This window comes from Bacteroides sp., from assembly GCF_030151085.1.
In the GTDB taxonomy this organism is placed as follows: Bacteria; Bacteroidota; Bacteroidia; order Bacteroidales; family Bacteroidaceae; genus Bacteroides.
Window position 1 is genome coordinate 50,227 of sequence record NZ_JASLER010000038.1, and the last position, 23,128, is coordinate 73,354.

The 23,128-nt window shown below is 43.2% G+C and carries 13 protein-coding genes; 2 read left to right on the forward strand and 11 right to left on the reverse strand.

Annotation, left to right across the window (positions count from 1 at the left end):
• The first annotated feature begins 3 nt into the window (after positions 1 to 3).
• Together Q1W14_RS07135 and Q1W14_RS07140 are read left to right on the forward strand one after the other, a co-directional pair.
• Entirely contained in the window at positions 4 to 888 is an 885-nt protein-coding gene (locus Q1W14_RS07135; RefSeq protein ID WP_300700238.1) for a TraB/GumN family protein, read from the forward strand.
• Positions 889 to 1,368: 480 nt separating this feature from the next.
• Positions 1,369 to 2,229 carry an ATP-binding protein gene (locus tag Q1W14_RS07140; RefSeq protein WP_300700239.1) on the forward strand — a complete coding sequence of 287 codons (861 nt, stop codon included), beginning with the start codon at positions 1,369 to 1,371 and terminating at the stop codon, positions 2,227 to 2,229.
• A gap of 69 nt (positions 2,230 to 2,298) precedes the next feature.
• Here the strand turns inward: Q1W14_RS07140 and Q1W14_RS07145 are convergent, their stop codons facing one another.
• The 11 genes from Q1W14_RS07145 to Q1W14_RS07195 all read right to left on the reverse strand — a co-directional run.
• Positions 2,299 to 4,548, reverse strand: coding sequence for a GH92 family glycosyl hydrolase (locus Q1W14_RS07145; RefSeq protein ID WP_300700241.1), 2,250 nt, complete (start codon positions 4,546 to 4,548; stop codon positions 2,299 to 2,301).
• A gap of 30 nt (positions 4,549 to 4,578) precedes the next feature.
• Positions 4,579 to 5,547 carry a glycoside hydrolase family 130 protein gene (locus tag Q1W14_RS07150; RefSeq protein ID WP_300700242.1) on the reverse strand — a complete coding sequence of 323 codons (969 nt, stop codon included), beginning with the start codon at positions 5,545 to 5,547 and terminating at the stop codon, positions 4,579 to 4,581.
• A 43-nt stretch (positions 5,548 to 5,590) separates the two neighbouring features.
• Entirely contained in the window at positions 5,591 to 6,904 is a 1,314-nt protein-coding gene (locus Q1W14_RS07155; protein ID WP_300700244.1) for an MFS transporter, read from the reverse strand.
• 12 nt (positions 6,905 to 6,916) lie between these two features.
• The gene (locus Q1W14_RS07160) at positions 6,917 to 9,190 is read right to left on the reverse strand and encodes a GH92 family glycosyl hydrolase (RefSeq protein ID WP_300700246.1); all 2,274 of its coding nucleotides are present in this window, start codon (positions 9,188 to 9,190) and stop codon (positions 6,917 to 6,919) included.
• Between the two features lie 24 nt (positions 9,191 to 9,214).
• Positions 9,215 to 11,224: a glycoside hydrolase family 97 protein gene (locus Q1W14_RS07165; protein ID WP_300700247.1), complete on the reverse strand. Its 2,010-nt coding sequence runs from the start codon at positions 11,222 to 11,224 to the stop codon at positions 9,215 to 9,217.
• A gap of 86 nt (positions 11,225 to 11,310) precedes the next feature.
• A complete protein-coding gene (locus Q1W14_RS07170; protein ID WP_300700249.1) occupies positions 11,311 to 13,314 on the reverse strand; it encodes a DUF1735 domain-containing protein in 2,004 nt (667 codons plus the stop codon).
• A gap of 36 nt (positions 13,315 to 13,350) precedes the next feature.
• Positions 13,351 to 14,505, reverse strand: coding sequence for a DUF1735 and LamG domain-containing protein (locus Q1W14_RS07175; protein WP_300700250.1), 1,155 nt, complete (start codon positions 14,503 to 14,505; stop codon positions 13,351 to 13,353).
• Between the two features lie 8 nt (positions 14,506 to 14,513).
• On the reverse strand, positions 14,514 to 15,533 hold the full coding sequence (locus tag Q1W14_RS07180; RefSeq protein ID WP_300700252.1) for a glycoside hydrolase family 18: 1,020 nt from the start codon (positions 15,531 to 15,533) through the stop codon (positions 14,514 to 14,516).
• 18 nt (positions 15,534 to 15,551) lie between these two features.
• Entirely contained in the window at positions 15,552 to 17,141 is a 1,590-nt protein-coding gene (locus tag Q1W14_RS07185; protein ID WP_300700253.1) for a RagB/SusD family nutrient uptake outer membrane protein, read from the reverse strand.
• Positions 17,142 to 17,153: 12 nt separating this feature from the next.
• Positions 17,154 to 20,540 carry a TonB-dependent receptor gene (locus Q1W14_RS07190; RefSeq protein ID WP_300700255.1) on the reverse strand — a complete coding sequence of 1,129 codons (3,387 nt, stop codon included), beginning with the start codon at positions 20,538 to 20,540 and terminating at the stop codon, positions 17,154 to 17,156.
• 506 nt (positions 20,541 to 21,046) lie between these two features.
• Positions 21,047 to 23,128, reverse strand: a 2,082-nt coding sequence (locus tag Q1W14_RS07195; protein ID WP_300700256.1) for a GH92 family glycosyl hydrolase, incomplete at its 5' end; no start/stop codon positions are given.

Consider the following 23,128-nt stretch of genomic DNA (forward strand, 5'->3'; position numbering starts at 1 on the left):
ACAATGAAGAAATTTTTAGGTCTGCTACTGCTTATCAGTTTTGCACTAAGTGCCAATGCACAGCTTTTATGGAAAGTATCCGGTAATGAATTAAAGAAGCCCTCTTATATTTTTGGAACTTACCACCTTTCTCCCCTTAGCATAAAAGATAGCATCGCCGCTATGCCACAGGCTATCAATGAGACTAGTCAGGTATATGGTGAAGTGGTTATGTCGGATATGATGACACCTGCTTTTATGCAAAGTATGCAACAGCAAATGATGATGCCTAAAGATACTACGTTGCAAAGTCTGTTCACCCCGGAACAATATGAGTTAGTAGGGAAAGTTATAAAAGAAAACATGATGGTAGACATTGCTATGCTGGCACAGTTGAAACCAGCCGCCATCAGTCAGCAACTTGCCGTACTGCTTTATATGAAGCATACACCGGGATACAACCCGCAGGAACAACTTGATACTTACTTCCAGCAACAAGCACAGCAAAATGGTAAGAAGGTAGGTGGTCTGGAAACAGCTCAATCACAGATAGACATTCTTTTGAACAGCCAGTCATTACGACGCCAAGCTACGCTTCTACATTGTACGGCAAGCGATATTGATAAAGCAGTGGAACAGGCACAAAGATTGATTAAGAGCTATCAGGCACAAGATCTTGACGAAATGTTGCTCTTGATGGAAGAACGTGACGGAAATTCTTGCGATCCACTACCAGGAGAGATGGAGGCACTTCTCGACTATCGCAATATTGCATGGGCAGGCCAAATACCCGCCATCATGACTGAAGCTCCCACTCTTTTTGTGGTTGGCGCCGGGCACTTACCCGGAACAAACGGAGTTCTGAATTTACTGAAGCAACAAGGCTACACTGTGGAAGCCATGAAATAAAATCATTTTTACTCTCTCTTATATTTTCTCTAACAAGAAACAAGTTATTTATCATCATTAAGGCGTGAATACAATGTATTTGTATTCACGCCTTTTATATAATACTCACCCAAAATTTCATTTTGTCACTTTTATAGTCCCATATTATCAAGCATCTGAAAAAATTATACTACTTTTGTAAGCAAGTCTTGCCTGTCATAGTGATAATAGGCAGTATTGGTTTGATTCATTGAAAACGCAAGAAGCGAAAGTTATTATCCCCAGTTATTCGGAATCTGGAAAATTCAAAAAAACATCATGGGATAGTAGCAACAGTTTCTTCACGTCTACGTTATTATATACTTAGGCGTGAGGGCTGTTGTCTATTTATGATGTGGGCATTTTCCAGAGCCTCGAATGCGGATAGACAATAACAGTCCTCGCGCTTTTTATATATAACAAATCCGTTAAAGAGGGCAAACGGAGTAAACAAAAGGCACAATGATGTACCCCACAATTACTGAAGGAATGCAGTATTTACTATTCCTGCTATTTGCTATTATATTTGTCTATTTCTTTTATTGGATATATCGCAAACATAGAAATCTGCACAGTCAAATAGCTAATTCCGAATTAGTCATAGCCGAACTACAAGAAGCCAAAAACAAAGCAGAAGAAGCCAACCGACTGAAATCCGCCTTTTTGGCTAATATGAGCCACGAAATTCGTACACCGCTGAATGCCATTGTTGGCTTCTCCTCCATCCTATCCGAATTAATAAAAGATAAAGATGTGAAAGAATATATACATATAATAGAAGAGAACAACGAACTCCTTTTGCAACTTATCAATGACATACTCGATATTTCACGGATAGAAGCAGGTTTACTTGAATTTGTAGAAGGAGACATGAATGTCAACAGTACGCTTTATGAAATACAAACCGCAGCTGTTCTGAAAGCATCTTCACAAGTAAATATTCGTTTTCTGCCGGGAGCAGAAACTTGTACCATTCATACTGTACCCAATCGCGTAAAACAAGTCATCAACAACTATGTATCAAATGCCCTTAAACATACGGACAAGGGTTATATAGATATCGGCTTTGATATTCTCACAAATGAAATAATACGTTTCTTTGTACGAGATACAGGCTCCGGCATCCCCATGGATAAACAGGAACAAGTATTTGAACGTTTTACCAAATTAGACAGCTTTAAACAGGGTGCAGGTTTAGGACTTTCAATTTGTAGTATGATAGCAGAAAAGATGAATGGGAAAGTAGGTGTAGTTTCTGAATTGGGAGAAGGTTCTGAATTCTGGTTTGAAATACCTCTTATATCAGTAACATCCGAAAAATAGTTGATAACTAAGTCAGTCGGCTAATTTAAAATATTACATGACTTAATTATCAACTATTCATCATCTCTATCAACGAAGTATAAACCGCAGTTTGCCACCATGTACCAGTTCATCATGTGTGACGCGATAGCGGGACAATTTCTTTCCTCCTAACTCCATCTCACGGATATAAAGCGATTCCGCAGACGGACGTTCCGTTTCTATCACTAATTTATCACGTCCCCACTGTTTGGGGTCAAGACGAATAGTCACTTTATTGAACACAGGCGTAGAAAGTGTATAAGACGGTTCACCGGGACAATCGGGATAAAAGCCCATCATGTTGAAGATGGCCCAAGCTGACATAGTTCCTGTATCGTCATTGCCCGGAATGCCATCGGGGGCATCTTTGAAATACTTCTGCAAAAGTCGGTGCAACTCCTTCTGAGTGCGCCATTCCTCTCCTTTAAAATAAGAAAAAAGATGAGCGTATGCTATATCAGGCTCATTGGCAGGATCATAAAGCCCGTCATCAAACACACGCTGGAGCTTGTCGACAAAAGGCTTCTTGCCTCCCATCAAGCGAGCCAATCCCTTTACATCATGCGGAACATAGAAAGTATAATTCCAGGCATTGCCTTCATGGAAGCCGGGACTGGGTTCAAAGTTCTCACCTTGCATCGGGTTGAAAGGAGAATAAAACTGTCCATTGGGAAGAATGGGACGGAATGTACCGAACTCTTTACTATAATAATGCTTGTAACCCAAAGAACGATTATGGAAAAGCTGTGCATCTTCCTTTTTTCCAAGTGCATCGGCAAGACGTGAAAGTGCATTGTCTGCAATGTAATATTCCAATGCATGAGACACGGAATTATCATACTGCTCACGTAAGGGGACATATCCCAAAGACATATAATCATCATTATCCGGGCGCAACAGGTTCTCCGCTTCCGGCAGTGTAGCTCCCTTGCGCATAGCTTCGTAAGCAAGTTCGATGTCAAAGTCATTCAAGCCCTTCAACCATGTATCGACAATCACAGGAATAGAAGGATCGCCTTCCATTGTCAGTGTTTCACGTCCATACAACTCCCATTTAGGCAGCCAGCCATGCTCCCGATACATATCGAGCATGGTGCGTACCATCTGCAACTGACGTTCAGGATATACCAATGTAAGCAGCTGATGTACATTGCGGTAGGTATCCCACAAAGAAAAGACGGTATAACGATCACCTTTCGTAGTCAGAATCTTATCGCTTTCCATAGCGGGATATTGACCGTTTACGTCTTGCAGAACATTGGGATGAATCAACAAATGATAGAGTGCAGTGTAAAAGACAGTCTTTTGCTCTTTCGTTCCGCCCTCCACCAAGATACGTGATAAATCATCGTTCCAACGCTGACGGCTTTCTGACAATACCTGACTAAAATCCTTTCCTTGCTGTTCTGTATCCAAATTGAGACGGGCATTTTCAATGCTGACAAAGGAAACGCCCATTTGTACCTCTATTTGTTCACCTTCTTCGGTATTGAAGGTAAGATACGCTCCTATATCGTCTCCGGCAATATCCTTGCGGTAACGGGTGTAGAGTTTATAGCGACCGTTATCCCGATCCCACTCTGCTTCGACACCGGTCATGAGACGTTGTTTCTTCCAATAGCCGGTAACAGCAGGACACTTGTTAACGCGCATCACAAAATAGATAGGAAATACAGCCTGCGGATTGTAACAGAAAGTACCCAATAGCTTCATGCCTTCAAATTCACAATCACTCACTTGGCGGAGGGAAGCACCTGATTCGTTGGTTAATCCTTCACCCAAATTCAGCAGGATGTGGCTTTGTCCGGCAGGGAAAGTGAAGCGTGCCACACCCGTGCGGGGTGTAGCTGTCACTTCAGTCTTCACATTATAACGAGTAAGAAAATTGCTATAATAACCGGGGGATGCCTGTTCATCTTTGTATCTACTACCGTATTCTTTATAATCGACAGATAATTCTCCCGTAGTAGGCATCAGCAGCAAAGAGCCCAATTCCGGGCATCCTACTCCACTAAGGTTTACATGGGAATATCCGGTAAAGAAACAGTTGTGATACTCGTATGGAGTAGACCACCAACGGGCATCTTTATCATATTTGTTATCCGCCGATCCCATTACATTGAAAGGTACTACGGACATCATTCCATTGGGACAAACAGCTCCGGGATTCGTAGTACCAAAGTTGGTGGTACCAATAAAAGGATTGACATAATCCACCGGAGAAAAGTTCTTCTCTTCTGCCCACGACACGGTAAGCAGACTGAAAGATATCAGGCAAGAAATGATTGTTCGTTTCATAACTATGATGTTTTGTCTTATACTTAACTACTACAAACTCGTCCGTTTAACGAATTCTATAATCTCTGAGATATAGCCAAAAGCCATTCCTACTACTGTATCGGCAGCACCATAATATACGGCAACTTTATCTCCATCCTGCAATGATGCGCAGGGGAAAACAACATTGGGGACATCTCCCTGTAATTCGTAGGAAGCAGCAGGTGCAAGCAGATATTCACGTGTACGATACAGTACCTTGGATGGATCTTCTTTATCCAGGATGGCAGCACCCATAGAATATCGGAAACCATTGCAGGTAGTAATAACTCCATGATAGAACATCAACCAACCCTCTTCAGTAAGAAAAGGAACAGAACCGGCACCTATCTTTGTACATTGCCAGGCACTTTCGGGGAAAGGAGTCACTTTCATGACACAACGATGTTCGCCCCAGTATTTCATATCGGGGCTATAGCTGAGATAGATGTCGCCAAACGGAGTATGTCCGTTATCACTCGGACGACTCAGCATGGCATATTTACCGTTTATTTTCTGCGGGAAGAGCACACCGTTACGGTTGAAAGGCAAGAAAGCATTTTCACACTGGAAGAACTCCATAAAATCGAATGTATAGGCGATGCCGATAGTCGGTCCGTTATAACCGTTGCACCAAGTAATCCAGTAACGATCTTCTATCCAGGTTACACGAGGATCGTATTTGTATTCAGACTCTATCATCTCCGTATTTCCTGCTTTGAAGCGAATAGGTTCGTGGCTAATCTCCCAGTCAATACCATTCTTACTAAAGCCAACGAAGATATTCATCTGCACCGCTTTGTTATCGCAACGGAACACCCCGGCATATCCATCTCCAAACGGTACCACGGCACTATTAAAAATACTGTTTGATGAAGGGATGTGATAACGTCCGATAACCGGATTCTTTGAATAGCGCCACATTACATCCTGACAATCTTCGGGACGATTCTCCCAAGGCATTTTGATCTTTTTGTCCATAATTGCTTTATATTTTATATACTATCAAAACTATACTCCTTCCCTATTTAGAGGAATGAGGGGTATCCGCATACGTAAACGGCACAAAATATGTTATCAAGAATGCCGGAATAGTAGCGAATAAGATAAAGATAAAGAAATGTTCGTATCCTAACCAATCACTGACATAGCCACTGATTGATCCCGGCAACATTACACCCAAGTTCATAATTCCCGAAGCAAATGCGTAATGTGCCATCTGGTGTTTACCGGGAGCTACCTGCTGCATCATGAACAAGCTCAATCCTACAAAGCCAAATCCATAACCAAAATACTCCAACACAATGGCACTCCCAATTAACATACCGCTCTCCGGTTGATAAACCGCCAGTAAGGTATAAGCGACAAAAGGCAGGTTGAAGATACAACACAAAGAAAATAATGTCTTCTGCAAGCCCCGATGCGAGATATAATACCCTGCCAATAAAGAACCTAATACAAAAGCTGCCGCACCGTATGTACCGTAATACAAACCAATCTGCTGCTCATTAAGTCCCAAGCCACCCACTGAGCGCTCTGCTTTGAGGAAAAGAGGAACAATCTTCATAACGAAGCCTTCGGCAAGACGGTATAGAATGATGAAAGTGATATAATACCAAATGTGTTTCTTAAGGAAGAAATCTCTGATCACTTCCATTAATTGATGTAGAGTTTCTCTGACTGTTGCCGTGCCGGATGCGCTTTTGCCTCCCGTTGGAAGCATACGTATGTGATATAAACTCAGCAAGATCATAACGGTTGCCAATATCAGCATCACCACCATCCAGGCGTGCACTGTAGCTTCATGACGAACAGCTTCCGTCACCTCTCCTACTCCACCGAAACTCTTCAGTAGCCAGCCTGCCAACCATACCAGTCCGCCCGAAGCTACTATCTTGGCTATATTGTAGAATGCACCTTGCCAGCCAATATATTTAGCCTGTTCCTGTTTGTTCAGCTCCGACATATATACGCCATCGGTAGCCACATCATGTGTGGCACCGCTGAAAGCAATCACTGCCAGCAACGCAATACATACAGCGAAAAAGGCCGGCAGTTGTAAAGCCAAAGCTACCAGAGCAAAACCTGCTCCGGTAACCATTTGCGTTAATACTACGAAAAACTTCTTCGTCCTGAACATTTCAAGAAACGGACTCCAAAGAAACTTCAGTGTCCAGGGTAACATAATAAGTGACGTCCACAAAGCAATTTGTGCATCACCGATACCCAGTCCTTTAAACATCAATACAGATACCATGTTCAGTACCACGAATGGCAACCCCATGGCAAAATATACAGTGGGAACCCACGATATAGGATTATGAATTTTCTGATTCATAGCAGTTAGTTTTTAAGGCAGTGGCTTGTCACCCATTGTCAGTTCCAACGTACCACCTTCTACTATATCCTGATGAGTAAAGAAAGGAGTTTGCAATTTCTTCCCATTCAGAACCATACTCTGCACATACTTATTGTCACGGCTATTGTTATGCGCTACTATCTTAAACGTCTTTCCTGCATTCAAATGAATGGTAGCTTCATTGAATAAGGGACGTCCGATGGAATACACCGGTTTGCCGGGACATACTTGATAGAAGCCCATCGCATTCATAATAAACCAGGCTGACATCTGACCACAGTCCTCATTACCCGAAAGTCCGTCGGGATTGTTGAAGTAGAGCGTTTGCAATACCTCGTCCACAATTTCTTGCGTTCTATAGGGCTGTCCTACATAATTGTAAAGATGTGCAATATGATGGCTGGGTTCGTTGCCATGAGCATATTGTCCTATCAAACCGGAAATGTCTACCGATACCGATTCGCCTTCCATAGCCGAGGGGGCAGTGAAGAGTGAATCGAGCTTTCCGATAAAGGCATCTTTTCCTCCCATCAATTCTACAAGACCATCTACATCATGAGGAACGAACCAAGTCCACTGCCAGGCAGTACCCTCACAATAATCGTCATTGCGATGGGTAGAAGCACGAGGACTGAAAGGAGTACGCCAGTTACCTTCGCTGTCCAGTCCGCGCATGAAACGGGTACTCGGGTCGAAATAGACTTTATATCCTTCGGCAAACGTAGTATATTTCTCTTTATTAGGTTCGTCACCCATTGCATCGGCAAGTACAGAGATGCACCAATCATCGTATGCATATTCCAAAGCCTTGGCAACGGATTCGTTATCTTTATCACAAGGAACATATCCTATCTTATTCTTCCAGTATTTGGCTTGCGGCATCAGGTGCGGTAACACTAACGGATGGGTGATAATGCCCGTAGTGTCATATTCTGCCGTACGCAGGCAAGCACGATAAGCCTCTTTCACATCAAAGTTACGATAGCCTTTTACGTATGAATCGGCAATCAGAGATGCGGCATGATAACCAATCATGGTTCCGGTATAGTTTCCTGCCAACTCCCACATAGGGAAGATTCCTCCCTCTTCTTCTTTCTTAATGAGCGAACGGATAAAAGCCTCGTTCAACTCAGGGTCGATAATAGTCATCAACGGATGGTAAGCACGGAAAGTATCCCACAAAGAGAATATGGTATATATAGGCTGATTTACATTTCCCTGATGAGGTTTCAGATCCATCCCCAGGTAACGCCCGTCAGCATCGGTGAACAGATTGGGCTGCATACCTGTATGGTAAAGGGCAGTATAGAACATAGTCCGTTGGTCTGTATCTGTTGTTTTAATATCTATCTTAGAGAGATACTTGTTCCATTCTGCACGGGCAGCCTGACGTACTCCGTCAAAATCCCATTCCGGTATTTCAGCTTCTACATTCTTACGGGCGCCATCCATATCGACAGCAGATACACCTACTTTTACTAATACTTGTTCATTCTTTACAGTAGGGAATTGCAGCAATACTTTTGCAGTAGGCAGAAGCGGACCACCTTCGTCCAAAGCGACCGAATCGGTGACTAAGGTATAAGTAAACGGTTTGGAGAATTTAGCATAGAAGTTAATGTATTGATCGAATGCCCAATATACGGTTTTCTTACGTCCGCGGATTTCAGTATCGCTGATCACTTCAATCTCCATTTCTTCATTCTTCTGGCGTTGCAGACTGTAGTCCAGATCCAAAATGAATCCAGCATCTGCTGCTTGCGGAAAAGTATAGCGGTGAATAGCGGCACGTTTGGTAGCAGACAACTCCGCTTTCACTTGATAACGGTCCAGAAATACTGAATAATAACCGGGCTCAGCCACTTCGTTCTTATGAGAAAAGGCGGAAGCATACGCCATCTGCTGGCTCTTAGAACCGGTAGGTTGATATTCCTGCTTGCCTATAGTGGGCATCAGCAATACATCACCATAATCACCACATCCCGTACCACTGAGGTGCGTATGCGAGAAGCCGTTCATGGTTGAATCGGCATAATAATAACCGGAACATGCGTCCCACTCATAAATTCGCGTGTCCGGACTGGGTTGAATCATCCCGTTGGGAACTACCGCTCCGGGATAAGTATGCCCATGTCCTCCTGTACCGATAAACGGATTGACGTAGGACGCATAGTCCTCTACTGCCGCCGGAGTACAACTACAAATTGTGCCCAACAACATTAGTCCACCCATCAGTATGGAATTCGTTTTCATGTTTTTCTTCATATCTACTTGTATTACGTTTGTTTATCAGATTGGCATAAAACTAATAGCTTGTCCGCCGCCCCTTGCCATTACAATGGTGAGAGTATCATCGGCAGTTACTTGCTTTTCTATAATTTCGTATGCTGTGGGATTCGTTTCCCAGTCAGCATCTTTTGCATCGGCATAAATAATAGCTTTGTAGCTTTTTCCTTTTGCAAGAAAATCAAGCTTGATATCAATAGTTCGTGCCATTTCGTTGGTGGCAGCACCCAAGAAATACTTATCTTTTGCTCTGCGGACAATGGCAACGAATTCACCGGGTTCGCCTGCCAATGCTTGCGACCAGTCACAATCGGCATCATAGTCGCGGAAGAATTGGAAAGCAGGATGTCCTTCGTAGTTTTCAATCATATCGGCAGCCATCTGTAGAGGGGAGTAAAGTATTACCCAGTTGGCTATTTGTTTGGCAAGAGTGGTGTTGATACGGCAGTCTTTGCTATCCTTCATATTCCACTGCTTGCGGTTAGGATTCTTCTTGGCTCGCTCATACAAGATGTCGAATATACCGGGGGTATAATCCATAGGGCCACCCAGCAGACGGGTAAATGGTAACATCACATGGTGTTCGGGAGGATTACCCTCACTCCAGGCATTCCATTCCATGCCACGAGCACCTTCACGGGTCATCATATTAGGATAAGTGCGGCGAATGCCGGTATCTTTGATGGGTTCGTGTACATCGAGTGTGGTATGATATTTGGCAGCAGTCTGCACCACTTTGCGATAATGGCGTACATTGAATTGTCCGTGATGATTGTGTCCGTCAGGAAGTCCTCCGGCATAACCGGTCTTTACACTATGAACGCCCAAATCGGCATACCAGCGATAGGCATTGTCCAGCTGTTTTTCGTAATTGGTGATATTGCCACCGGTTTCATGGTGACCTATAATCTCAATGCCCTCTTCTTTTGCGTAACGGGCTATTTCCTTGATGTCGAAATCTGCGTATGGTTTCGTATAATCAAATGATTGATTTCCGCCCCAGTTCTCCCAGCCTTCATTCCAGCCTTCGAACATAACGGCTTCTATATTATTGTTGGCGGCAAAGTCGATATACCGTTTTGCATTTTCAGTAGTAGCACCATGACGGTCGTTGATTACCCAGCTTTCTACACCTAAATGCATGCCCCACCATACGCCAACGTACTTCATCGGACGAATCCAGTCGGTGGTTTCGAGCGCGCAAGGCTCATTCAGGTTCAGGATAAGTCCTGAGTTTATCAGTCCTATTGCTTCAGGAGCAATTTGCAGCGTACGCCACGGGGTCTTGAAACTATTGCCTGCCATCCTTGCTTTGATACCATCGGGCCACGGAGCAAGTTCGGATTTGAATTGGCAGTCTCCCACATTCTTCAAAGTCATTTCGGGAAAGTCGGTCAACGCTGCTTCATGAATACTGGCATAGACATTGCCGGTCTTGAAGGTCATCGGAGTATTGGCATTGTCTATTTTGCTGAGAGGTTGCGTACGATATAACAATTCGTATGTTTCATAATTGGCAGGGATAGACCATGATGTACCGTCCTGTGCAATATTAAAGGCAGTAAATTCGTCTGTAATCAGAATACTGTCGGCTCCTGCCACTTCATATTCATAACGGAATCCTATTCCATCGTCAAAAACACGGAAACGCAGAACTAACTTCGTATTTGTAGTATCGGCCAGATGTACGGCCATTTCATTATAATGGTTTCGGATCGTTTTGTTCTCACCCCAAGGCTGTGTCCAATTTTCGTCTGCTGATGAGAAATCGGTACTCATTATACGGAAACCTTCGGCAAGATTCAATCCGTCTTTGGCAAGAAAACCTAAAGAGGAAGGAGTAATAAAAGTCGTATCGTTCACATCCACCCGGTAAGTCATGCGATGATTACCGTCCAAAGCGAATGCCAAACGGATACTCCCGTCAGGAGATTTCACTTCTGTTGGTTTAGGGAATTTACAACCGGACAGAAGGAAGAGAAAGGTTAGTATATATATAAGGTGTTGTTTCATGCTTTTGATTGTTTTTATGACTTAGGTAAGTCAGTAGTGATGACATAAGTAAGTCAGTAGCTACGACTTACCTATGTCATAAAACACTAGTTCTTCTTCACCAAAGTATAGTTCTCGGTAATGTGAGATTTCACATCCATGTGAGGAGGCGTTAACTTTCCATCTACCTCATGACACGGGTCAATACCCCAACGGTTACCTATACCAGTAAGTCTTATAGTTCCCTTTGCCATGTCTATGTCCATAGCACCTGAGATAGGCATTGTATATTCCTCTTCTCCTTCTTTATAGAAGTTCCATACATTGACCTTACCATAAGTACCCCAACACATCTCCCAAGTAATCGGATCAACATTATCACCTACATGAATTGTTTGCGGCACAGGAATAGACAAATTACCGTCTTTATAATTCATTACTAACGGATATTTGTCAGTGATTTCGGGATAGGTACCCCAACCGTATACGTAGTAACTCTTACCAGCTTCTTTCTGCTCAATACGTACATCAAAAGTCTGTGAGCCACTCCAATCCCACCATCTAGGGTTACCACTTTCATCTATATATACATATAATGAATTGCTGGAAGCGGCCGTCCATTCGCCAATCAAATCCTCATAGTTATATACCGGATTTCCTTGAATCGGAGCAGTCTCCGTACGAGTATAGTATTTGCTACTCCACTCTACTCCATCATTAAACAAGATAGTACTTATTTCAGTAAAGAAATGGCAATAATTATATATTTGAGATTCGGGATTATAGAACATCTGAACACCATAACCAGACTCTTTCATATCCTTAATATATTCCAGTTGGAAGGACTCCCGCCCCCCATTCAATTCATGATTAATCTTTAAAGGCGTAGGACAATATTTCGATTTGGGCAGTCCTTCAAAGTTCTTCTCACGACCTTTACCACGCTGCAGGTAGTCAGCTTGATTCTGATAGTATCCGTATGTAATATAATCTACTAATTCACCTACTGTTTTACCTTCTACAGTTCCTGTAGGAGAGTCAATAAACTTATAACTGTATTCATAAACGCCCAGCAACTTATCCGGCATCTGCTGACGGCATTCGTAAATCAGGCGAGCAAAGTTCTCACGAGAACGAGGCAGAAAACCCGGGCTAGGATTATCCGAATAAGAAGAGTATTCATCATCAAAGTCCACACCATCCAGACCATAAATATCCATATATGCTTTCAATTCCTTGGCAAAATCAGCCGCAGCTTCTGCAGAAAGATTGCCCATACCGGCTTCGTCGTGGTTACCCAAAAGAGTCATATTTACTTTAATACCTTTAGCCTGCAAAGGACGGATGATTTTATCTGCGTTCTTCAATAAGAAAGAAACCTGATCATTACAGAATACATGTACGCGACCTGTTTCGCTATCCACATTGATATTGGCAGCAAAAATACTAACTACATCAAAGAAAGGCTTACCACTCTTCTTCATAGTGTATTCACCACAGTTCAAGATACTTTCATTGTTTACTTCCACAAAACAATGAGTCAGTACATCGCCCTTCTTTGAATCGGGAATGGCAGCCATCGGCTTTACCAGATAAATGTAAGTCTGATTATTGGCAGACACTTCCACACCGTCATTGGCAGTTGCCGAAATAGCCACTGCGTATGTCGTACCTATTGAACCTCCTGTGTTAATGGTCAGTTCTACCGCAGCAGACTTCTTATCGCCTGACTTAACAGTAGCTGTACCGCCATTTGCCAAACTCAGTTTGTCAGCAGGGTACATCGTATAAGATGTACCGTGAGCTGTATTATATGCGTCAAGCGCTTCTGCATCTACTTTAAAAGTAACAGTTACATCTTGTGTGGCAGCTTTGCTCAGTTCAAAGTAAAGATGTCCGGCTCCTGCTTTGTCTCCGAAAATAGTAATCGGAGTAAGTTCACGTGCTCCGGCAGCAGACTTTACATAGCCGTACATACCGTCAACTGTCTCTAACTTGCTTGAATCAGCATTATCAATTGTGATGTCCTCTTCACAGCCAGTAAAGACTGTTCCGACGCATGCAAAAGTCATTGCCAGCAAGCCTGATTTTATATGATTCATATATTTCATAATAAGCATCATTTTATATGATTAAGGTATAACTAATTAATTCTTTGCAGGTAATTCTACTGCATTCCAAGTAATGGCTTCCACAGCAGTCGCATTATTCCCGTTACCACTATAGTCAGTAATAGCAGTACCTGCACCTTCATCGAACTTCCAGTAAGATACCAGTCCTTCAGTTCCGGGAACTACCTCATAGAAGTGATCTTTAGCGTTAATATCATCCTGTGTCAACACTTTGTTCCAGATACGGCATTCTGTGATTTCACCTTCCAGGAAACGTTCGCGATTGTAAGAATGACCAATCCAGAAGCCATTACCTTCATCGGTTTTAGTTTTAGCCCAGTTGATAGCACCACAGTTCTTGTCCGCCTCCAACTTGTTCTTACCATTGATATAAACTATAATCTTCCCAGCATCTGCATCATAAGTCACAGCGATGTGTGTCCATTCTCCCGTAGGAATTACAAGATCCGAAGAGGTCACATTACCAGCAGTAGTCGCTACCTGCAACTGATTATTCGGAATACCTGCATCACCAATACGAATCAGGAAACCACCTTCAATACCCATAATGGTTGTCAGCATCTTGTCGAACTTATTGACACGGATCAATGCTTCGGCAGTAAGTTGCTTCAGGTTATCGGCCACTTCGGGCTTGCTCCAGTTTACATACACCAGATTCTTGGTAATATTAGCCACAACATTAATAAGAGCGGCACCTTTCAGTACATAATACATAGTGCGTGCACTTTCCAATATGCCGATATTAGCTTGTTCAATGGTTACAGGCAGTACATAAATCTTCTCACGATCCAATTGCGTCAAGTCTTTGAACTTCACAGCCACTTCATCTGATACAGTGCTACCTGCCAAGATAGATACTTGTTGTTTCTCCAGTGCGTAGTACTGTGCCGGCAAAGCTTCTGCATGGTCATAATAAGCGGCATTGTAAGTAGCCACCAAGGCAGGTTCAGCCTTCAAGGAGATAGTAATATCCTTAGATTCCGGTTGGGGAATGGCAACCTTGAACTTTCCTTCGGCTGTAGGAGCCGTTGATTTCAGTAATACACTGGTAGTTTTTGCCGAAGCATTGATATATACTTGATTATCGAATGTCTCGGTATCATTACTGCACGAAACTAATGCGCTTGCCAGCAATGTAATCGATGCAATATATAATTTTCTCAGTTTCATAGCTTGATTCATTTTTTAGGAGCAGGATTCATAATGTTAATAGCCTCGCGTACATACTGATAGATGTTAACAGCATTGTAATAGTCGTTCTGCACATTGTAGATAGCTATTCCAGCACGTGTATAATCGGCTGAAGATTCCATTGTCCAGTAAGCAGCTTCAGCCAAAGCTCTGTCCGAACCATAATATCCGGTAAGCTTGTCAGAACCGTCCAATGAAACAGTAGATACGGCTACAATAAAGCGATCGGTCGGTATGCCCGGAGCGACCATTGCCAAACGAGCAGTTACTGACAACTGTGCATCATCTGCCACATTGTCCGTAGCAAGAATAATATGGTTGCAGCCAGCCAGCAAAGTTTGTCCAATCAAGTTTTCAGGATATCCCTGGAAGGTAAACAACTTCTTATCGTTGCTGCTTCTCCATGTAGACAAAGCGCCAAAAAAAGTATCCTGCTGCTTCTTTACTTCCGCTTTCTGTTCGGCAGTCATGTAAATAGGGTTTGTACCCTTGTATTCCACAATCATACCGTCAAAAGCATCGGCATAACCGATTTGCTTAGTTAACTCAGTAGAAAGGTATGTATCAAAGGTACCGGTTTCAACACCTTCTTTTACTTTCTCGGTATACTCTTTCTTTATCTTATCAAAGCTGATGGTATAAACAACTTTGGTTCCTTTCTCACGCACAGTCTTCATATCGGCCAGTTCAAACTCTGCCAACTCTGCCGGATACATCATAGAGATAACATCAAGGCTATCGGGAGCGTCAGAGATGTGTTGTCCACGGCTAAAAGGAGTTTTCTCACTATTATCAAACCAAGCATAAACTATCTTGTGATCGGAATTCTTGTAATCACGCAGGTTTTGCAGATATTTGGCATACAGTTCAGGATTCTTGTCTGCCAGGGTTGGCTCATCCAGTCCAAGACCTTCTACCTCTGTCCAGTCCGAACAAGCGGAAAGGGCAAACATGGAAAACAGAGCCAATGCTATTCCCTTGATTGAGTTTCTATATAATCTCTTCATACTATTTTTCTTTAAAGGTTATTTCTTTGCAGCCCACCATACGTCGGTACCCATATTGTCGGGTCCTTTGAGGAACTTGCTCACTGCATTTTGTACATTCTCCGTATTGCTGGTATATTCTTCAGAAGGATAAGGCATGCGTCGTGCACCACGGTTGCTGTCCACTATTCCACCGCTACGGTTGCCATCGGCAGAGGCAGGGATTAATTTAGGATATCCCGTGCGGCGATAATCGGCCCAAGCCTCGTTGCCCAAGGGCCAGTTGGCAATCCACTTCTGGGTAATAATACGCTCCTGTTTCTTCTCAGCGCTGGCAGCGTCGTCCCATTTGATGGTGATGTCAGTCAGATTTCCCGAGTAGGTATAAATGCCTGAAGGATCTTTATACACAGCAGGCACACTCTGGTCGTCTTCCGCATAAGTATCAGCTCCTGCCACGCCCCATTGTTCAAAGGAGAGTGCGATGCCCCGATTGTAGAAGTCACCGGCATTGCCACCCATATCAAAACCGAATATAGCTTTGCCCTCGGCACGCAAGAAAGCAACCTCGGCAGCATTCATCCAAAGAACAGGATCATTGGAAGACATCTTGATGCGAGAGTATTTGTTGAAATATTCAGTCATCTTAGCCATATTGATACTGCGGCGAAGACCTACGTAAGCCTCTCCCGTCCATCCCGATTGTTCGAAATAGCTGGCGCGACGAGCGTCTTTGTACCCATTCATGTAGCAGATGATATCGGCTGCGGCATGTGCATCGCCACCGGTTTTTTCTTCGTTATAGCGTACAGCAGTATAAATAGGATTAGGAAGGGTACCAAAGTATTTCCAAGTAGCATTATCTGCATTGGTTTCAATCAGTCCCAATTCTTGCTTCACGGCACTTTCTGCCATTTCTTTTGCTTTTGTAGGATTGGCGTATGCTATGCGGATAGCAAGGCGCAATTTCAGGGAGTTGGCAAACTTTACCCATTTTTGAACATTGCCACTATATACATAGTCGGCAGTAGCAACCAACGCGGCATTCTTGTTCTCAGTCAAGGTAGCAATAGAGGCATCGAGTTCTTCAAAGAATTTATTGTAAACCTCTTCCTGTGAGTCGTAAGGAATGGAAATCTTTCCGTCCTGTCCGATTTTTGAGTAAGGAATAGCACCGTAAGTATCAGTAACGCGGCTCATTGCAGCCACCTTTATAATCTGTGCAATAGCAAAAGGAACCGGGTTGTCAGTCTTCTCGGACACCATCTGAATGGTGTTCAAATTGCTGTACAGTGTAGAGATTATGCGGTCACTAATCATAAATACGCGAGTCCAGTCATTTTTGGCATCGAAGTTCGAGATAGTGTTAGACCAACCACTGTTTGAGTCGGCAAAGTAGCCACCCATCGGACCACCCAACAAACAGTCAGTGAACTGTGTGGTGTTGATATCCGAAGAAATCACAGTGCTCGCCAAGTTACTCATAGCCGAGCCCAAGGCATAGTCATCAGCACCCAAGTCACCCGGTTGATAAGGATTGGAATTGATATCCATAAAGTTGCCCGTACACGACATAAAGCCAAATGTAAGTGAGCCTATAATCAGTTTATTTATAATGTTCTTTTTCATGTTAATCCGCTATTAAAATTTGAAGTTCAGACTGAAACCGATATTACGCAGGGCTGGCATCATGAAATAGTCGATACCCTGATAGAAGTTATCAGTAGAAGCTACACTTTCAGGATCGAAAGGTGCTTTGTTGTAAATCATCCATAGGTTGCGACCTACAAGTGAAACGCGAATGTCGCATACATCTTTCAACAACTTGCGGGAGATAGTATAGCCTAGCGATACTTCCTGTAAACGAATGTTGGTTGCCGAATAGGTGTAGAATTGAGGAACAGACGTGCCACTACCCACTACGCTATACCAAGTTTGAGGATTGATAAAGTCGTTACCATTGATGCCTACATAACCCAGGTCACGTGCGTCGGCCGAAGCTTCGGACACACCGTAGTAGTCGAGCATAGCCTGTGTACGCGAGTAAACCACTCCACCAAGGCGAGCCGATACCATAAAACCAAAGTCAAGGTCTTTCCAGTTGAAATTATTGCGCCATGCCAGATTTCCCTTCGGTAATACACTGCCCAACTTGATGTATTTGTTAGGATTCTGAATAGTTTCAGTAGATACATTTCCATTCTGATCGACATAGATATTACCATTACCATCACGTTTCATATCAATCAATGAATAGAGGTCGCCCATGCTACCGCCTTCGCGCAAGAGGAAACGAGCTTCGCCCAAACCACCCATATTCAGTGTATTCAATGAGAAACGTTCACCGGTGATGGGGTTGATAGCATTGTCGGCCAATGTAAGAATCTTGTTCTTATTTGTTGAGTAGGTGATTCCTGTATCCCATGTAAACTTGTTCCAAGTATTCTTAAATCCTAATGACAATTCGACACCGGAGTTGCGTACGGCACCTGTTTGAATATACATGGCGGACCAACCGCTTACGGGTAATTGTGGATTAAATGTCTGGTTCATAGTCTTGGCGTTATAGTAAGTCACGTCCAGATTGAAATTCTTCAGGAAGCGTAAAGTCAAACCAAGTTCCCAGGAATTGGTACGTTCGGGTTTCAAGTTGTACAGAGGATACTGAGTCATGATACTCCACTGTCCTGAACTTGCATTCCATTCATAACGAGGATTTGCCAAGTATCTGGAGAAGGGGCTACCTACGGATGCCCATGAACCGCGAATCTTCATAAATGATATAAGGTCTTTATTCAGTCCCGGCATCAATTCGGACAATACTACCGAACCACCGATAGAAGGATAGAAGAAAGAACTGCTGTTTGAGTTGGGACCTGCCAACTGTGAAGGCCAGTCGTTACGTCCGGTCAACGTCAGGTAGTAAGTGCTCTTATAGCCTAGTTCGGCAGAGGCAAACAGAGACTGCGTCTGCTCACGCCAGCCTTCTTGCAAACGCTGTGTCTTGCTGGCACTAAGATTCTGAATAGCGAAATAGTTAGTATATCCCGGCTGTTCATCTCCAAAAGCATCACTTCCGTCAGCAATGGGTCCACGCACTTTCATGGCATCCGAACGAACGTCGGAGAAAGAACCACCAATATTGGCTTGCAGTGTCCAGTTTTCACCGAAGTTTTTACTAATGTTCAGTAGGAAGTCGGCATAAAGTTGCTTATCCTGAGTTTTAGTGATGCTGTACAGACCACGAGAAGATTTCTCGGTAAGCTGTGAATTGGTCGATGCATAAAATTTCTCGGTATAGTCATTGTTGGAGTTATCCAGACGGACACGTCCCGATATACTCAACCAGTCTAGAATCTGATAGCTAAGTCCGGCATTCAGCATGTAGCGGTCTTTCTTGTTCTCACGTAAGTTACGGTTGTTAATCCAGTACGGGTTCTGCATAGCCATTGCCTCGTCGCCTATAGGCCAGTACTGCGTATTGATTTTGCGGGCGGCATCATAGCGTTCGTACATGCGGATATCTTCCCAGTCGTTACCACGAGGGAAAAGATAAGCACCTACCAGCGGGTTGTTATAGGCACCCTGATTGGTCATATTGCGGTCGTTCTGCAAGATGTAGCTTGCACCGATATCGAGCTTCATCTTATCATTAAGGAAAGAAGTGGTATTGCGTACGGTAAAGTTATAACGGTTGTATTTGTTGTTAGGAACGATACCTTTAGAGTTGAGCGCAGCAGCCGATGCATAAGTCTGGTTCTTCTCAGTACCGGTTGACATAGAGATGGTTTCTGTACCCACAATACCGGTTTGAAAGTAGTCGTCACGGGGGCTATAACCGTAGTTATTGGCTTCGTTCAGACGGGCTCCCCAACTAAGTGCACCTTTATTGGTAGAGATACCGTTCGATCCTGTACCGTAACGGTTTTGGAAACTCGGCATCACAAATGGAGTGGTAAACTCGGTATTGCTGCTTACGGTCAGATTAAGTTTTCCCTCTTTACCTTTCTTGGTAGTAATGATAATAGCACCATTGGCAGCCTCCGAGCCATACAATGCAGCAGCCGCAGCACCAGTCAGTACCGACATGGATTCAATGTCATCGGGATTGATATCGGCAATAGGTTCAGAAGAACCTTGAGAATCGAATTCTGTACCACCACTGTTGCCACGACCCGAGAAGATTGGCACACCATCTATTACGTAAAGAGCATTGGAAGACTGCATGATGGATTTTGTACCACGCATTACCACCTTAGACACACCTCCCACACCAGATGAGGAGGCGTTGATATTGACACCTGCCACTTTGCCACTCAGGGAGTTAACGAAGTTAGCGTCTTTGTTGGCATTCAGAGCAGCAGTGTTCACCTCCTGTACATTGTAGCTCAACGCCTTCGTAGCACGTTTGATACCGAGGGCGGTTACCACAACTTCTTCAATCAATTGCGAATCGCCTTGCATCATCACATTGATAGGGGCAGAACCTTTAACGGCAATCTCTTGTGATGTGTAACCGATGTAAGAGAACTGAATAACAGGGTTTGCTTCGTTAGTAGTCAGTGTAAAGTTACCGTCAAGATCGGTAATACAGCCATTGCTTGTACCTTTAACCAACACATTTACACCAATCAGCGGACCCATATCATCCGATACGACTCCGGTAACCGTGCGTTCTTTGCCTTGCTGGTTTCCTTGTTGTTGAGAATTGCTTTTCTCTGAAAGATAGACGATGTTATCTTCCACCTTATACGAAATGTTTTTCCCTTTAAGAATTGTGTTCAACGCATCTGTTATCGACGCATCTTTCACCTTGACATTCTCCACGGATAACGCCGCTAGTTTGTCGTCATAGAAAAATTGATACTTTGATTGAGATTTAATCTGTTCAATGACTGTGCCTAATGTAGCACGAGACACATTCAAGTTCAACTGGGCAAAGCCCCATTGAGCAGAAACCGTCATGAACAACAAGACTAATAAAGCTCGCATAAACATCGAACTCTGAAAAGCATGATTGTTTTTCATAAACAAAAATTATAGGTTATACAATAATTACTTCAAGAGATTCCTTCTCTTGCTTTCGTATATAGAACAACGCTACCTAAAAATACACTTAGTCCAAAAATACATTTTTTATCATTAATGCGATTCAGTAGTAGGATTTATTCCTTTTTTCCCGGTATATGCATATTTAATACCTTATATATAATACAAATGATCGAGCAGATATACTAAGAAAAAATAATGAATTTATTAAACTGTTTGATAATTGCCAGTTCGTGTTTGCCCGTTTTTTTACCATAAATCTAAATGTTATATTTTATATCCCTTTCCTTCCAACTTTTTCTACAGGGAAAATCCAAAAGATAGGCTTTCTATATACAACAATTAATCTGTCAATAAATACTTACTCTATTTAAGAGGGAATTAAATAAAAAAAATGAAGAATTGCCATGCGACGTGTGTACCGCATAGCTAGAATCTTCATTTAATTCAATTTTACCTATACCAGATAGGTATTCCAATTGCTATTACTTTGTTTTCAATTCATTCGAAAAAGAATAAGGATAATCTTCCGTTTGAGTGCCTCTTTGTATATTGGGCTTATTACCCATTTCAAAATCCAATACACCTCCTTTTATCAGATCACCATGTTTCAAGAAATTCTTGCTATAATCATTTCCGTTTATCCGGAGAGATTCAATATAAAGATTATCGGCAGAATTATTAGCTGCATCAATTGTCAAGCTATTACCATTCTCAAAATGGAGAGTCGCTTTTTTGAACAATGGAGCACCTAATACATACTCATCCGTACCCGGACAAACCGGATAGAAACCTAATGCAGAGAATACATACCAAGCAGAAGTCTGACCGTTATCTTCATCACCACAATAACCGTCGGGACCGGCAGTGTACATACGGTTCATCACCTGACGTAACCAGTATTGTGCTTTCCACGGCTGACCGGCATAATTATACATGTAAATCATGTGCTGTATAGGTTGATTACCATGAGCATAATTACCCATATTCATCACGGTCATTTCACGTATTTCGTGGATTACCTGACCGTAATAACTATCGTCGAACAATGGAGGAACGATGAAAACAGAATCCAGCATCTGAACAAAGCTCTCTTTACCGCCCATCAAATCAATCAGACCTTGGGGGTCATGGAATACTGACCATGAATAGTGCCAGCTATTACCTTCCGTAAAGGCATCCCCCCACTTCAAAGGTGAGAAAGGGGATTGGAATTGTCCGTCCTTGTTACGACCACGCATCAATTTGCTATCCTTGTCGAACACATTCTTGTAGTTCATGGCACGGCTCGCAAAAAGCTTCTGTTCTTTCTTGGGGCGGTTCAAAGCCTTAGACATCTGGTAGATACACCAGTCATCGTAAGCGTATTCCAAAGTACGGGCAGCGTTCTCATTGATTTTCACATCGTAAGGTACATAGCCTAATTCATTGTAATATTCATGTCCAAGACGTCCGGTAGAAGATACTTCGGGATGTACATTCTTTGTTCCGTGAATCAACCCTTCGTAGAGCGTGTTGACATCATCTACTTTAACACCTTTCAGATAAGCATCGGCAAGTACGGAAGCCGAATTATTGCCAATCATGCAACCACGATGACCGGGACTTGCCCATTCGGGGAAGAAGCCGCTTTCTTTATAGGTATTCACCAAACCTTCCTGAATCTGCTTGTTTACCGACGGATACATCAGGTTAAGGAAAGGGAACAGACAACGGAAAGTATCCCAAAAGCCGGTATCGGTATACATATATCCGGGCAATACTTGTCCGTTATAAGGACTATAATGAATAGGATTTCCAGCCTCATCCAGTTCGTAGAAGGAACGGGGGAAAAGCACCGAACGGTACAGGCAAGAGTAGAATGTACGGATTTGATCCAGGTTGCCCCCTTCTACATCAATCTTTCCGAGGACTTGGTTCCAGGCTGACTGCCCTTTTTGCACTAAAGCTTCGAAACTGTCATTACCCAGTTCTTGCAAATTTCTGTCGGCTTGCTCAGGACTGATAAACGAAGAGGCTACACGGGCATGCACCACTTCGCCTTTGCGGGTTTTGAAGCCGATGATGGCACCGGCATGATCTGCCGTTTCTTCGAGGTTGTTCTCTTTCAAGGCACCATTGGCAACGGAAGCTTTGTAAGTGAACGGTTTATCAAACTCTATCACAAAATAGTTCTTGAAGTTATCAGGAACACCACCGCTATTACGGGTAGTATAGCCGACAATACGGTTCTGCTCCGGAAGTATCTTCACGTAGGAACCTTTGTCAAAAGCATCGACTACAATATAAGAATGTTCATTCTCGGGGAAGGTGAAACGGAACAGCACTGCACGGTCTGTAGGAGTAAACTCTGTTACCACATCATGTTCAGCCAAATATACCTTATAATAATGGGGCATTGCCACTTCTCCTTTATGGGAGAACCAGCTGGCGCGCTTGTCTTCATCGAATTCAGGCTTGCCAACTACCGGCATAATGGAAAACTGACCGTAATCGTTAATCCACGGACTAGGTTGGTGCGTTTGTTTGAATCCACGAATCTTGTTAGCTGTATATACATATTGCCA

What these genes read in the sequence shown, in the direction of transcription:
- Q1W14_RS07180 (WP_300700252.1), bottom strand. Translation starts at nt 15,533, where the DNA reads ATGAAGAGATTATATAGAAACTCAATCAAGGGAATAGCATTGGCTCTG.
- Q1W14_RS07140 (WP_300700239.1), top strand. Translation starts at nt 1,369, where the DNA reads ATGATGTACCCCACAATTACTGAAGGAATGCAGTATTTACTATTCCTG.
- Q1W14_RS07155 (WP_300700244.1), bottom strand. Translation starts at nt 6,904, where the DNA reads ATGAATCAGAAAATTCATAATCCTATATCGTGGGTTCCCACTGTATAT.
- Q1W14_RS07185 (WP_300700253.1), bottom strand. Translation starts at nt 17,141, where the DNA reads ATGAAAAAGAACATTATAAATAAACTGATTATAGGCTCACTTACATTT.
- Q1W14_RS07190 (WP_300700255.1), bottom strand. Translation starts at nt 20,540, where the DNA reads ATGAAAAACAATCATGCTTTTCAGAGTTCGATGTTTATGCGAGCTTTA.
- Q1W14_RS07135 (WP_300700238.1), top strand. Translation starts at nt 4, where the DNA reads ATGAAGAAATTTTTAGGTCTGCTACTGCTTATCAGTTTTGCACTAAGT.
- Q1W14_RS07160 (WP_300700246.1), bottom strand. Translation starts at nt 9,190, where the DNA reads ATGAAGAAAAACATGAAAACGAATTCCATACTGATGGGTGGACTAATG.
- Q1W14_RS07165 (WP_300700247.1), bottom strand. Translation starts at nt 11,224, where the DNA reads ATGAAACAACACCTTATATATATACTAACCTTTCTCTTCCTTCTGTCC.
- Q1W14_RS07175 (WP_300700250.1), bottom strand. Translation starts at nt 14,505, where the DNA reads ATGAAACTGAGAAAATTATATATTGCATCGATTACATTGCTGGCAAGC.
- Q1W14_RS07145 (WP_300700241.1), bottom strand. Translation starts at nt 4,548, where the DNA reads ATGAAACGAACAATCATTTCTTGCCTGATATCTTTCAGTCTGCTTACC.
- Q1W14_RS07170 (WP_300700249.1), bottom strand. Translation starts at nt 13,314, where the DNA reads ATGAAATATATGAATCATATAAAATCAGGCTTGCTGGCAATGACTTTT.
- Q1W14_RS07150 (WP_300700242.1), bottom strand. Translation starts at nt 5,547, where the DNA reads ATGGACAAAAAGATCAAAATGCCTTGGGAGAATCGTCCCGAAGATTGT.